General features: G+C 40.8%; 12 protein-coding genes. 11 read left to right on the forward strand and 1 reads right to left on the reverse strand.

Going from position 1 to position 13,476, the window contains the following annotated elements:
• The first annotated feature begins 48 nt into the window (after positions 1-48).
• The 6 genes from scfA (at position 49) to DWW33_RS06700 (ending at position 6,476) form a co-directional block, all read left to right on the forward strand.
• Positions 49-192 (forward strand): six-cysteine ranthipeptide SCIFF, encoded by a 144-nt coding sequence (gene scfA / locus DWW33_RS06675; protein WP_022244181.1) that lies wholly within the window; start codon positions 49-51, stop codon positions 190-192.
• Between the two features lie 92 nt (positions 193-284).
• Complete coding sequence (gene scfB, locus DWW33_RS06680) at positions 285-1,640, forward strand: thioether cross-link-forming SCIFF peptide maturase (protein ID WP_022244182.1); 1,356 nt, start codon at positions 285-287, stop codon at positions 1,638-1,640.
• A 22-nt stretch (positions 1,641-1,662) separates the two neighbouring features.
• A complete protein-coding gene (gene secD, locus DWW33_RS06685) occupies positions 1,663-3,813 on the forward strand; it encodes a protein translocase subunit SecD (protein WP_118639122.1) in 2,151 nt (716 codons plus the stop codon).
• Between the two features lie 631 nt (positions 3,814-4,444).
• Positions 4,445-4,714, forward strand: a complete 270-nt coding sequence (locus DWW33_RS06690; protein WP_118639123.1) for a DUF1294 domain-containing protein — start codon at positions 4,445-4,447, stop codon at positions 4,712-4,714.
• 97 nt (positions 4,715-4,811) lie between these two features.
• Positions 4,812-5,381 (forward strand): PilZ domain-containing protein, encoded by a 570-nt coding sequence (locus DWW33_RS06695; protein ID WP_158577463.1) that lies wholly within the window; start codon positions 4,812-4,814, stop codon positions 5,379-5,381.
• 15 nt (positions 5,382-5,396) lie between these two features.
• On the forward strand, positions 5,397-6,476 hold the full coding sequence (locus DWW33_RS06700) for an HD-GYP domain-containing protein (RefSeq protein ID WP_117946503.1): 1,080 nt from the start codon (positions 5,397-5,399) through the stop codon (positions 6,474-6,476).
• A gap of 53 nt (positions 6,477-6,529) precedes the next feature.
• On the opposite strand, the gene hcp is transcribed toward DWW33_RS06700, so the two are convergent.
• A complete protein-coding gene (gene hcp / locus DWW33_RS06705) occupies positions 6,530-8,203 on the reverse strand; it encodes a hydroxylamine reductase (RefSeq protein ID WP_117840582.1) in 1,674 nt (557 codons plus the stop codon).
• A 336-nt stretch (positions 8,204-8,539) separates the two neighbouring features.
• Here hcp and DWW33_RS06710 point away from each other — a divergent pair, with 336 nt between their 5' ends.
• The 5 genes from DWW33_RS06710 to DWW33_RS06730 all read left to right on the forward strand — a co-directional run bounded on the left by DWW33_RS06710 (position 8,540) and on the right by DWW33_RS06730 (position 13,459).
• Positions 8,540-8,956, forward strand: a complete 417-nt coding sequence (locus DWW33_RS06710; protein ID WP_118639125.1) for a MarR family winged helix-turn-helix transcriptional regulator — start codon at positions 8,540-8,542, stop codon at positions 8,954-8,956.
• Positions 8,957-9,029: 73 nt separating this feature from the next.
• The gene (locus DWW33_RS06715; RefSeq protein WP_118639160.1) at positions 9,030-10,358 is read left to right on the forward strand and encodes an MATE family efflux transporter; all 1,329 of its coding nucleotides are present in this window, start codon (positions 9,030-9,032) and stop codon (positions 10,356-10,358) included.
• A gap of 82 nt (positions 10,359-10,440) precedes the next feature.
• Positions 10,441-11,010: a TetR/AcrR family transcriptional regulator C-terminal domain-containing protein gene (locus DWW33_RS06720; protein WP_117840586.1), complete on the forward strand. Its 570-nt coding sequence runs from the start codon at positions 10,441-10,443 to the stop codon at positions 11,008-11,010.
• A 144-nt stretch (positions 11,011-11,154) separates the two neighbouring features.
• On the forward strand, positions 11,155-12,300 hold the full coding sequence (gene fucO / locus DWW33_RS06725; RefSeq protein WP_022243917.1) for a lactaldehyde reductase: 1,146 nt from the start codon (positions 11,155-11,157) through the stop codon (positions 12,298-12,300).
• 202 nt (positions 12,301-12,502) lie between these two features.
• Positions 12,503-13,459 (forward strand): hypothetical protein, encoded by a 957-nt coding sequence (locus DWW33_RS06730; protein ID WP_117946574.1) that lies wholly within the window; start codon positions 12,503-12,505, stop codon positions 13,457-13,459.
• The last annotated feature ends 17 nt before the right edge of the window (positions 13,460-13,476 follow it).

Below are 13,476 nucleotides of genomic sequence, written 5' to 3' on the forward strand. Positions count from 1 at the left end.
CTATGTGTTATACTAACTAGAGGTATTTTTTCGAAAGGAGATAACGAGATGAAACATATTAAGACCCTGAATACAAGAAAGTTACAGAATACAGTAAAGAAGGGCGGATGCGGCGAGTGCCAGACATCTTGTCAGTCAGCATGCAAGACTTCCTGTACTGTAGGAAACCAGACTTGCGAGCATTGCAAATAATTACCAAAAGTTCAGATTGAGAACGAACGAAACGACCGTACGCCTGCGCGGACGGTCGTTATAATGTTGTAAGAAAGTGAGGAAATATTGTAGTGGTTCACCAGTATAAAAACAACGGCTATAATATTGTCCTGGATGTAAACAGCGGCGCCATCCATATTGTGGATGACTTAACCTATGATGTCATTGCATTGTGGGAAGAGACAAGCCGTGAAGAAATCATACAGAGACTGAATAAGACCTATGATGAGGCGGAGATAAAAGAAGCAATTGAAGAGATAGAGGAATTGCAGAAGAACGGAGATTTGTTCACACCGGATGATTATGAAGAATACATCGGTGATGTAACAAAGCGTCCTACTGTAGTAAAAGCACTGTGTCTGCATATTGCCCATGATTGTAACCTTGCCTGCAGATACTGTTTTGCAGAAGAGGGAGAATATCACGGCAGACGTGCGTTAATGTCCTATGAAGTAGGAAAAGCTGCATTGGATTTCCTGATTGCCAATTCCGGCAACCGCCGGAACTTAGAGGTGGACTTCTTCGGTGGAGAACCTACCTTAAACTTCCAGGTGGTAAAAGATTTAGTAGCATATGGAAGAGAGCAGGAAAAAATACATAATAAGAATTTCCGGTTTACACTGACCACAAATGGCGTTCTTTTAAATGACGATATTATGGAGTTTGCCAATAAAGAGATGGACAATGTTGTATTAAGTATTGACGGAAGAAAAGAAGTCAATGATTATATGCGTCCGTTCCGTGGTGGTCAGGGAAGCTATGATGTGATTGTTCCGAAATTCCAGAAATTTGCAGACAGCAGAAATCAGGAACGCTACTACGTGCGTGGAACCTATACCCATCATAATTTAGATTTTTCCAAGGATGTACTGCATCTGGCAGACCTTGGGTTTAAGCAGATTTCCGTAGAGCCGGTTGTGGCACAGGAGACAGATGATTATGCCATTCGTGAGGAAGACCTGCCACAGCTTTTTGCAGAATATGATGCACTGGCAAAAGAGATGGTAAAACGGAAAAAAGAAGGAAAAGCATTCAACTTCTTCCATTTTATGATTGATTTGGAGGGCGGCCCTTGTGTTGCCAAGAGACTTTCCGGATGTGGTTCCGGAACCGAGTATCTGGCAGTAACACCTTGGGGAGACTTGTATCCATGTCATCAGTTTGTTGGAAATGAAGATTTCCTGATGGGAAATGTTTTTGAAGGCTTAAAACGTACCGATATCCGGGATTCCTTTAAGAGCTGTAATGTTTATTCCAAGGAAAAATGCAGAGAGTGTTTTGCAAGATTCTACTGTAGCGGTGGATGTGCAGCGAACTCTTATAATTTCCATGGTGATATTCATAATACCTATGACATTGGTTGTGCATTGCAGAAGAAACGTGTGGAATGCGCAATTATGATAAAAGCCGCAGAGGCGGAAATTTAAGTCAGGAGAAAGGAAGAAGAAAATGAAGAAAAGTAAGGGCGTAGCCATATTACTTGCAGTTCTCTTGGTTTTAGCAGGACTGTCGTATTATGCGTCTATCATCTTATCTTCAACCGGAAAAGGTGAAGATAAGAACATTAAGCTTGGATTGGATCTGGCAGGTGGTGTCAGCATCACATATCAGGTGGAATCCGAGAATCCGACTTCCGAGCAGATGAAGGATACTATTTACAAGCTTCAGAAGCGTGTGGAAGGCTACAGTACAGAAGCATCTGTATATCAGGAAGGTGATGACCGTATCACCGTTGAAATTCCAGGAGTAAAGGATGCCAACAAGATTCTGGACGAACTTGGAAAACCGGGTTCCTTAGAGTTCCGGGATCCGGACGGAAATGTTTACATGACCGGTAATGATGTAAAGGATGCACAGGCTGCAACACAGCAGGATAACCTTGGCAACAAGCAGTATGTGGTCCAGCTTACACTTACCGATGAAGGCGCACAGAAATTTGCAGATGCAACCACTGCCAATGTTGGAAAGGTCTGCCCAATTGTATATGATGATGAGGCAATCAGTACTCCTCGTGTAAAAGAAGCAATTACCGGCGGAAGCGCAGTAATCGATGGAATGAGTTCCTATGAAGAAGCAGAGACTTTAGCTTCTAACATCCGTATCGGTTCTCTTTCCTTAGAGTTATCTGAGTTACAGTCCCAGATAGTAGCAGCACAGCTTGGTACAGAAGCAATTTCAACGGCATTAAAGGCAGCAGCAATCGGTCTTGCCCTGATTGCGGTATTCATGATTGCTTACTACTGGATTTCAGGTGTGGCAGCAACCATAGCACTTGGAATTTATACTACAATGGTAGTTGCAGTTATTTATCTTTTTGAAATTACACTTACCCTTCCGGGTATCGCAGGTATCATCCTTTCCATTGGTATGGCGGTAGATGCAAATGTTATTATCTTCGCCCGTATCAGGGAAGAAATTGCATCCGGCAAGACTGTTTCGACAGCGATTAAGACCGGATTCCAGAAAGCGTTATCTGCAATTTTAGACGGAAATATCACCACTCTGATTGCTGCAGCAGTGCTGGCATTTAAGGGAAGCGGTTTCGTAAAAGGATTTGCTTATACACTGGCAATCGGTATCGTATTATCTATGTTTACTGCATTAGTTGTAACAAGACTGGTATTACATGGACTGTATGTAATTGGTTTCCGTGATGCAAAATTCTATGGAAGACAGAAAGAACGCCGTCCAATGCATTTTATTGCAAAACGCCACGTATTCTTTATTATTTCAGCAGTAATTATCATTGCCGGATTTGTGGGAATGGGCGTAAACAAAGCCAATGGCAAGGGCGCATTGAACTTAAGCCTTGAATTTGTCGGTGGTACATCTACAACCGTAGATATGGGTAAAGATTATACTCTTGCAGAATTAGATTCTGAAGTAATTCCTCTGATTGAGGATGTGACTGGAGATTCCAGTGTACAGGCTCAGAAGGTAGAAGGAAGTACACAGGTTGTATTTAAGACCAGAAGCCTTGATTTGGACGAAAGAGAGCAGTTAAATACTACATTAGAAGAAAATCTTGGTGTAGATACTTCAACTGTTTCCTCTACTAATATCAGTTCCACTATCAGTGGTGAAATGACAAAAGATGCAGTCTGGGCAGTAGTAATTGCAACAATCTGTATGCTGGTTTATATCTGGTTCCGGTTTAAAGACATTCGTTTTGCAACCTCTGCTATTTTAGCACTTATTCATGATGTACTGGTTATTTTAACCTGTTACTCTCTGCTGCGGCTGTCTGTAGGAAGCACATTTATTGCAGTAATGCTGACAATCATCGGATATTCCATCAATGATACCATCGTTATCTTTGACCGAATCCGTGAGAATATGCATCTGGTAAGAAATGTGGATAAGGAAAGCTTAACCGAAATAGCTGACCGCTCCATTTCCCAGACAATTTCTCGAAGCTTAAATACTTCAATTACAACTTTTGTAATGGTATTCCTGCTTTATATCCTTGGAGTTGCATCCATTAAAGATTTCTCACTTCCTCTTATGGTAGGTATTGTGAGCGGAACTTATTCTTCTATCTGTATTGCAACGGAGCTGTGGTTTGTATTCAAAACACGCTTTGCAAAGAAGAATGCATAAGTAACAGAAATGGTTTCCCCTCTTCTGATTTGGAAGAGGGGATTTTTACATTTATGTGCAGTTTAAAGATTAGTATCTGGTGATTGCGGTAGGGAGAAGAGAATTTTGGAATAAAATGTTTTGTGGAATTCGATGTATATTTGATTTTTGGGGATGTGAAATACCAACTGTTCTTAGTGGTCCATTTTTCTTGATTATAAACTGTCTTTTCACTTGCTTTGACAGAATAGTAGTACCGTCCGTCAAGAGCGGATGCCACATAAAGCCTGCAAGGGGCACTGGAAATTTCGGCATAATTCTATTTTTATCTGGCAACCGGCACAAATTCACATCCATGTTCAGTTGTGCCTCGCTGATACATCCATGTATCAGCGTTGCCTGTTGCCAGACGAAATTCCCAGTGCCCCTAACAGCCCTTATCAGGCATCCGTACTTTGACGAACGGTATCACTATTCTGTTAAACATGGAAAAGACTGTTTTTATCAGAAAAAGAAAAATGGACTACTTAGAACAGTGGCATTTCATCATCTGAAAATCAAATATGCATCGAATATCACAAAATTTATTTTATCTTGAAAATCTTCTTCCTACGCAATCACCCGAAATTAATATTTGAAAAAGGAGAAAAGAATGACTACAATTCAGAAAATAGCAATTGCATATGCAATAATTGCAAATATTGTCGGGCTATCCGTCATGGGAATAGATAAACGCAGAGCCATCTGTCATAAATGGCGTATTCCGGAAACAACATTATTTCTGGTAAGCATACTGGGAGGAAGCATTGGGACATGGGCAGGTATGTATCTGTTCCGTCATAAGACAAAACATTGGTACTTTGTAATCGGAATGCCATTTATTCTGATTGTGCAACTGGTTTTATACTATTATTTTTGGTAAAAATATTTTCAAACCGGGATAGGCGTGATAAAATATATCAAACAGAAATGAGATATGGATAATAGGTGAACAACAGTATCAGGGAGAAATGCAAATTATGGCAGGAATGATGGAGTTAAATGGCTGCCGGATTATTGTAAAGGAAATTGCCGGCGGGAAGAGGGTATTAGATACAAGAATTAAATCTTATGATCCGATCCGTAAAGTAGTAAAGGTTAGTGCAGGAAGCCTGGACAACCGGATGGAGCATGCAGTGACGGTTATCATATTTGGACCGAATGGGAGCCTGGTAGAAGCTACCGGTAATCTTCGGAAGGTTATAATTGCCAATGAAGTAGAAATCGAGCTGGGCAGGAGTAAGAATGGTGAGAAGCGGAAGCATGTCCGTTATCCCTTAAAAGAAAAGGGATATATAGAATCTGTTATTGTGGATGGAACATTAATTGAATTGCAGAAGCCAATTGAAATGGAAACCTGTAATATCAGTGGAAATGGAATTCTGATTCAGACAATGGCAGGAAGCGGGACAGTTGGAACGGAACTGCGGATTTGCGTGAAACTTGGAGATACAATGTTACAGAAGACATATCGGATTGTCCGGATACAGAATGCAAATCTTAAGACAGAAGAGTATGGCTGCATGATGATTCGTGACAGGAATATATAAGGGCGGAGTGACAGAATGAGACTTAGAAAAATTCCAATTGATTTTTTATGGGAAGGCCTGGAACTTTCCGGAGATATTTATAATGACAGAGGTTCGGTGCTGCTTTTGAAACGGGGCGAAGTCCTGACACAGGACCGGTTAGATAAACTTTCCAAGTTTGAACGTGGTGGATATATTACAACCAGTGAGGAAACTTATCAGGAAATTCTCAACAGTGGAAAAGCACCAAGAGCTGCATTGCAGAGAGTATACGAAGAAGCAATCGGCTATACAGCATTAAAAAACGATGTAGACAGTATTTTTTCTGTAACCAGAAATGCTTCCGAAATTAATATGGAAGCAACGGAGACTGTTACAAAGGATATTTTTACTAAGATTAAGGTATTGGATTTTCCTAAAATATTTCAGTGTATTGATGCACCGAGAGAGATGGATGAGAATTTGCAGCGCCATTCCCTGAACGTAGCATTTACCAATGGTGTTATCGGGCAGTGGCTGAAGCTTCCGGAACCGGTGATTAAAAAGCTGGTATGCGCCGGATTAGTGCACGATATCGGAAAGACGAAGATACCGGAAGAAATCTTAAATGCACCGAGAAGACTTACGGAAGAAGAATTTGAAATCATAAAAGCTCATCCCGTTTATTCATATGAGCTGCTTTGGGATAATGTAGATGAAGATATCCGGTTAGCGGCAAGACATCATCATGAGCGGCTGGATGGCAAGGGTTATCCGGATCAGATTGCAGGAGATGAGATTTCTCTGCTGGCAAGGATTACCGCCATTTCCGATGTGTATGATGCCATGATTTCCCAGAGAAGTTATAAGGAATCCATGATTCCTTTTGATGTGTTGGAGAAATTTAAAAAGGGTGAATTTCCGGGACTGGATGAACGCCTGGTAGACTTATTTGTGAAAAATATGGTGGAAAATTACCGGGATGTAAAGGTACAGATGTCCGATGGAAGAATCGGTGTGGTACGTTACATTCCACCAAATGACCTGAATCATCCGATTATCAACTGTAATCATGATGTCAGTCAGACAGATGATAAATGGTATTGCGTCTGCATTGCAAATCAGACAGGAAAATAGATTTCGCATAAATAAAAACCTCTTTACCAGAAAACTGGTAAGGAGGTTTTTGTTTACAGGCTCTGTTTCAGACAGGTTTTGATATCATCGGAAGCATTGCTGATTGGTTTCAGGTGGAAGGTATCGGTAAGATACTGCAGCACATTTGGACTGATGAAGGCAGGAAGCGTTGGACCTAAATAAATATCATGAATGCCAAGGCTTAAAAGGGCAAGCAGGTCAGCAACCGCTTTCTGTTCATACCAGGATATAATCAGTGACAGTGGAAGTCCGTTTACGTCCGTTTCAAAAGCATCTGCAAGTGCAGTAGCAATGCGGATGGCAGAGTAGACATCATTACACTGTCCCACATCCAAAAGACGTGGAAGCCCTGCTACTTCACCAAAATCTAGTTTATTAAAACGGTATTTTCCGCAGGCAAGCGTCAGAATCATACAGTCGGATGGAACCATCTGGGCAAAGTCAGTGTAGTAATTTCGACCCGGACGGGCACCGTCACAGCCGCCGATAAGGAAGAAATGGCGGATTTGTCCGCTTTTAACAGCTTCCACAAGCTGTGGGGCATAGCTTAAGGCAGCGTGGTGTCCGAAACCTACCAGAATCTCTTTTGCCGGCTGGTCTTCCTGAAAACCGCCAAGTTCAATTGCCTGTTTTATGATTTCACTGAAATCTTTGTCTCCATTTTCTTTCCGACCGACATGTTTCACACCATCCCAGCCCACTACATTCGTGCTGTAAATCCTGTCTTTGTAGGAATCTCTCGGGCGCATCAGGCAGTTGGTGGTCATCAGGATACAGCCGGGAATGTTGTCAAACTGTTTCTGCTGATCCTGCCAGGCTCCACCGAAGTTACCTACAAGATGAGAATATTTTTTCAGTCCATCATAACCGTGGCAGGGCAGCATTTCACCATGGGTATAGATGTTGATGCCGGTGCCTTCCGTCTGCTTCAACAGCATTTCCAAATCCTTTAAGTCGTGACCGGAGACAATGATAAATGGCCCTTTTTTAATAGTAACATTTACCTTATGCGGGGAAGGATTGCCATAAATAGTGGTATTGGCATCGTCCAGTTTTTTCATGACTTCAATAGCCATTTCACCGGTACGCATGGTCAGACGGATCAGGTCTTCGACAGTCAGCCGGTCATCGGTAATGGCTTCTAATGCCAGTATATAAAAGTCATCCACTTCATCACTGAAGTAACCTAATTCTCTTGCCTGATGACCATAGGCACTGATACCTTTTAAACCGTAGAGAATAGTCTGACGGAGGGAGCGGATGTCTGGGTCTAAGGATTTGTCATACATAATGCCCGCCATAGGAGCATCCTTTAACATATCCGTTTTTGAATCCGGCAGATGATAGGTGGCATGGAGTGTGGAATTCGAAATTTCACCTACCAAATTGTGAAGTTCTTCTTTGATTTGCTGTGATTGCCGGAGCAGTGCCACATGTACATCTGCATCAAAATTTACATTGGTAAGTGTCGTAAAAAGTACATTTTCAATAAAGCTTACAATCGATTTGTCCATATGTTGTCCCTGCTCCACCAGCACTTTTCCGTAGCAGCTGATTCCCTTTATCTGAAAAATAAGTAAATCCTGCAGGTTGGCAATTTCCGGTGTCTTTCCACATACGCCAAGCTTTGTACAGCCTTTGCCACCGGCTGTCTGTTCACACTGATAGCAGAACATTTCATAATTTAAATCCATGTTATTTCCCATACGATAATCTCCTTTTATAGAAAATTTTTTGGACGATTGCGAAAAGATATATTTTTCTTTCAAAATTTTTACTATAGAAGGGCATTTCAGCACAAATTACTTCCAATGCCCTTCTATATTTAAAATTTTGGAAATAAATTCTTACGTTCTTTTTCATAATCGCCTAAGAAAAGTTTATATATCGGCATTAGCATGAGCCGGGAAAAGGAATATTATGCATGAAGAAATAGAGTAGATAAAATAGAAAGTTGACAATGGAATAAAATCTGGCTAAAATACTTAGGAACCGAACTAATTAGAAATAGTAATAAGTTTAAAGAAAGGAACAGATTTGCCATGGAAACAGGAAAGGTAATTAATAAAATATCCAACCGGCTCCGCAGACGTTCTAAGAAAATACAGGAATCTATTGGAATCAGCGGAGCAAAGGGTAACATTTTAAATTATATTCTGGTGGAATCAGAAAACCATCCGGTATACCAGAAAGAGATTGAGGAAGAATTTGGCTTGCGTCCGTCTACTGCGACAGAGACTTTAAAGAATCTTGAGCAGGCAGAACTAATCTGCCGGGTGCCGGAATCAGAGGATGGAAGATATAAGAAGATTGTTTTTACAGAACAGGCGCGGAAGATTGAACATATTCTGCGAAAGGAAATTATGGAATCGGAAGAACTTTTATTACAGGGAATTACGGAAGAAGAAAGAAAAGAATTTTTAAGAATTGCCGAGAAGATGCTTCGGAATCTGGAATGAGAAATTTAAAGTTACAAGAGGCCAATGAGTGTCTTTGGGAAGCAGATTTTACCGGCAGAAAGGAAGGGTTACAATGGACGAAAATGAATTAATGGGCAGCATGAAGGTGTCGAAGGCAGTAGCAAAGATGGCAATTCCAAGTGTCATCAGCAGTCTGGTTACTGTCGTTTATAATATGGCGGATACATTTTTCGTAGGGCAGACAGGGGATCCGTTGCAGGTGGCAGCAGTCAGTCTGACGAATCCGATTTTTATATTATTCATGGCATTTGCCAATATGTTTGGTATGGGCGGAAGCGCAGCGGCATCTATGGCATTGGGCGAAAAGAAGGAAAAAAGAGTAAAGCAGGTTTCTTCTTTTATTACCTATGCATCACTTATCGTGGGAATTGTTTTTGCTGCAATTTTACTGGTTGGAATGCAGCCGGTTTTACAATTGTTTGGAGCAGATGCAGATACTTATGAACTGGCGAAAGGATACACAACATACATTTCTTATGGTGCACCGTTTATTATCTGGTCTGCGACAGCAAGCTTTGTTGTGCGTGCGGACGGAGCCAGCCGGGAAGCTATGACAGGAAGTATGATAGGAACCGTGGCCAATATTATTTTAGACCCGATATTTATCAGTGGATTTGGTATGGGTGCAGCAGGCGCAGCCATTGCAACGACTATTGGAAATATAATGGCGAGTGTATATTATCTTTGGTATTTCTGTAGAAAGAGCAGGAACATGTCTATGGCATTCCGGTATTTTAAATGTGGGGACAGAATTCTGTCCCAGGTATGCTCGGCAGGACTTCCAACAGCTATTTTTTCTGCATTGATGAGCATTTCTACGATTATTTTAAACCAGATTCTGGTGGCATATGGAAATGCACCGGTAGCGGCTATTGGAATTGTATTTAAGGCAAATATGTTTATCACATTTTTACAGATGGGACTGGCAAATGGAGTACAACCGTTATTAGGCTATAGTTATGGTGCAGGGAACAGGGAGCGTTTTATTACAGTGGAACGTTATACGAAGAAATGCTGTCTGATTGTAGGTGTATTGGCGACAGCACTGTTTTTCTTTTTCCGGGAGCCGATTATCCGCCTGTTTATTTCTGATACAGAGGTCATAAATTATGGTGTGGAAATGCTGATTGCTTATATGATTTCCGGTCCGGTCATTGGCATTTTATTTATGAATATGAACTGTATGCAGTCTACCGGAAATGCACTTCCGGCAACGATTCTTTCTATATTGAGACAGGGCGTACTTTTGATTCCGGTGCTTTACGGCTTGAATGCATTGCTCGGTCTGCACGGTGTTATCTACGGACAGGCATTGACGGATTATGTGGCAGTTCTCCTTTCTATTGTAATCTGGCGTTGGAAACGCAGGAAAACTTTATAGGCGAAAATGGTCAGGTTGCCTTTTTCACAGGTTGGTGCTATGCTGACGATAGTAGATTGGCAGAGTAAGTGGAGGAGAAGGCATGGAGCAGAATGTTCAGAAAGCAGAACAGATGAAATACCGGCTGGCAGATGCCATGAAGCAGTGTATGGCGAAGATGCCGATAGAACGGATTACAGTCCGGCAGATTGTGGAACTGAGCGGAACGACAAGACAGACATTTTACCGTCATTTTCAGGATAAATATGATCTGATAAACTGGTATTTTGACAAAATTTTAGCAGAATCCTTTGAACATATGGGAGAGGGAAAGACGGTATATGAGGGGCTGGTAAAGAAATTTGAATATATTGAACAGGAAAAATTATTTTTCCGGGCTGCATTTAAATCAGACAGCCAGAACTGCTTAAGAGACCATGATTTTGAACTGATTACCCGGTTTTATACGGATAAAATAGAAAAGAAATCAGGACAGAAATTATCGGAGCATCTTCATTTCCTTCTGGAAATGTATTGCCAGGGTTCAGTTTATATGACAATTCAGTGGGTGCTTGGAAGAAAGAAGACTACACCGAGGGAACTGGCAAAGGCACTGACGGAAGCGGTGCCGGCAGAACTGAAAGCAGTATTTGAAAAATTGCAGATGATATAGTGGTGACGGATGATGATTGAGAGTGGAATTTGTCCATGACAGATATTGAAAAATCAAGTGACAGAGTTGGCTTTTTGTAACTTTTTATTTGTCGCTTTCATTGGTAAAATAGAGGTATCAATAAAGGACAAAGGAGAAGATAAAATGGCAAACAGAATTATGTTAAACGAGACTTCCTACCATGGCGCAGGAGCAATTAAAGAAATCGCAAACGAGGCAAAGGCAAGAGCATTTAAGAAAGCATTTGTCTGTTCTGACCCGGATTTGATTAAGTTTGGTGTAACATCCAAAGTAACCGATGTATTGGATGAAGCAGGACTTGCTTATGAAATCTATTCAGATATTAAGGCAAATCCTACCATTCAGAACGTACAGCATGGTGTGGAAGCATTTAAAGCATCAAAAGCAGATTATATCATTGCAATTGGTGGTGGTTCATCTATGGATACATCAAAAGCAATTGGTATCATTATTGCAAATCCGGAATTTGAGGATGTCAGAAGCTTAGAGGGTGTAGCTCCGACAAAGAAGCCTTGTGTTCCGATTATTGCTGTACCGACAACAGCCGGAACTGCAGCAGAAGTTACCATTAACTATGTAATTACAGATGTAGAGCGTAAGAGAAAATTTGTATGTGTAGACCCGCATGATATGCCGGTTATCGCAGTAATTGACCCGGAGATGATGTCATCTATGCCAAAGGGACTGACAGCTTCCACTGGAATGGATGCACTGACACATGCCATTGAAGGATATACTACAAAGGCTGCATGGGAAATGACTGATATGTTCCATTTGAAAGCGATTGAAATTATCAGCAGATCTTTAAGAAGTGCAGTTGCCAATGAAAAAGAAGGCCGTGAAGGAATGGCATTAGGACAGTATATTGCAGGAATGGGATTTTCTAATGTAGGACTTGGAATTGCACATTCCATGGCACATACATTAGGTGCTGTATATGATACTCCACATGGAGTTGCCTGTGCAATGATGCTTCCAATCGTAATGGAATACAACGCAGAATGCACTGGTGAGAAATATCGTGAGATTGCAAGAGCAATGGGTGTAAAAGGCGTAGATGACATGTCTGTAGAAGAATACAGAAAGGCAGCCATTGATGCGGTACAGCAGTTATCTGTAGATGTTGGAATTCCAACAAAATTAGAGGCGTTAAAGGAAGAAGACTTAGAATTCCTTGCAGAATCCGCTTTTGCTGATGCCTGTGCACCGGGCAATCCAAAGGATACAAATGTAGAGGATTTGAAAGCTTTATTCCGTAAACTGATGTAATCAGAAACTTAGACAATATATTATAGAAGAAAAGATAGCAGACTCCCGGAGTATCGAAAAAACGATGTTCCGGGAGTTCTTTATGAAAAATTTATTTGCGTCTGATAGGATGGAACCGTATAATGAAATTGGATTGATATTCAATAGAGCATACTTTGTGAAGGGTTTGAGAGAGGAATCGGAAACAAAGGAGGCTATTAACCTGAACAGCGAAATTACAAATGCAGTAAAAGCTGCAAGAAATCGGGCACAATATGATGAATGTGCCAAAAGACTCTTAGGACAAAAAAGTATTCTGGCGCATATTTTGGTGAATACCGTGGATGAATTTAAAGGTATGAATCCCAAGGATGTGATACCGTATATTGAAGGAGAACCACAGGTTGGTGTTGTGCCCATAGAACCGGGACTTACAAATGCAAGCGATATGGCAGGACATATTGGCGGATTTAATTCAGAAAATGCAGAAATAAATGAAGGAACGGTCAGGTTTGATATTGTTTTTTATGTGCGCATGAGAGATGGAATTTCTCAAATTATAGTAAATATTGAAGCTCAGAAGAACAAACCTGTTACATATAAAATATTGAACCGGGCGATATTCTATGTAAGCAGGCTTATTTCATCCCAAAAGGAACGTGATTTTTGGCATTCGGATTATGATGACATAAAACGGGTATTTAGTATCTGGATTTGCATGAATATGGATATGAATTCGATGAGTTATATTCATCTGATGAAAGAAGATATCGTAAATGAATATGACTGGGAAGGAAATATAAACCTTTTGAATATTGTATTGCTTGGTGTAACAAATGAAGTTCCCAAAAGAGAGGAACGCTATGAGCTGCATCGGCTGATAAGCACACTTTTGTCAAATGAAATAGAAGCAGAAGAAAAATTAAATATGATAGAACTGGAATATCAGATTCCGGTAAGTGAAGAATTGAGAGAGGAAGTGAACCTGATGTGTAATCTGAGTGAAGGAATAGAAGAAAGAGCAGCAGAAAAGGCTACAGAAAAGACATTAAGAGAAACAAACAAAAAAGTAATTACCAATATGCACAGGAAGGGCTATACCTTAGAACAGATAGCAGAGATTGTGGAAATCAAACCGGAGGAAGTAGGAAAAATCATAGAAGAATCTATGTCAGTATAGAATAGAGAGAGGAAGTA

It is taken from the genome of Roseburia sp. AF15-21 (assembly GCF_003479505.1).
GTDB classification, from domain to species: domain Bacteria; phylum Bacillota; class Clostridia; order Lachnospirales; family Lachnospiraceae; genus Roseburia_C; species Roseburia_C amylophila.

Coding starts and splice junctions, on each gene's coding strand:
- scfA (WP_022244181.1), top strand. CDS start 49: ATGAAACATATTAAGACCCTGAATACAAGAAAGTTACAGAATACAGTA.
- secD (WP_118639122.1), top strand. CDS start 1,663: ATGAAGAAAAGTAAGGGCGTAGCCATATTACTTGCAGTTCTCTTGGTT.
- DWW33_RS06690 (WP_118639123.1), top strand. CDS start 4,445: ATGACTACAATTCAGAAAATAGCAATTGCATATGCAATAATTGCAAAT.
- DWW33_RS06695 (WP_158577463.1), top strand. CDS start 4,812: ATGGCAGGAATGATGGAGTTAAATGGCTGCCGGATTATTGTAAAGGAA.
- DWW33_RS06700 (WP_117946503.1), top strand. CDS start 5,397: ATGAGACTTAGAAAAATTCCAATTGATTTTTTATGGGAAGGCCTGGAA.
- hcp (WP_117840582.1), bottom strand. CDS start 8,203: ATGGGAAATAACATGGATTTAAATTATGAAATGTTCTGCTATCAGTGT.
- DWW33_RS06710 (WP_118639125.1), top strand. CDS start 8,540: ATGGAAACAGGAAAGGTAATTAATAAAATATCCAACCGGCTCCGCAGA.
- DWW33_RS06715 (WP_118639160.1), top strand. CDS start 9,030: ATGGACGAAAATGAATTAATGGGCAGCATGAAGGTGTCGAAGGCAGTA.
- DWW33_RS06720 (WP_117840586.1), top strand. CDS start 10,441: ATGGAGCAGAATGTTCAGAAAGCAGAACAGATGAAATACCGGCTGGCA.
- fucO (WP_022243917.1), top strand. CDS start 11,155: ATGGCAAACAGAATTATGTTAAACGAGACTTCCTACCATGGCGCAGGA.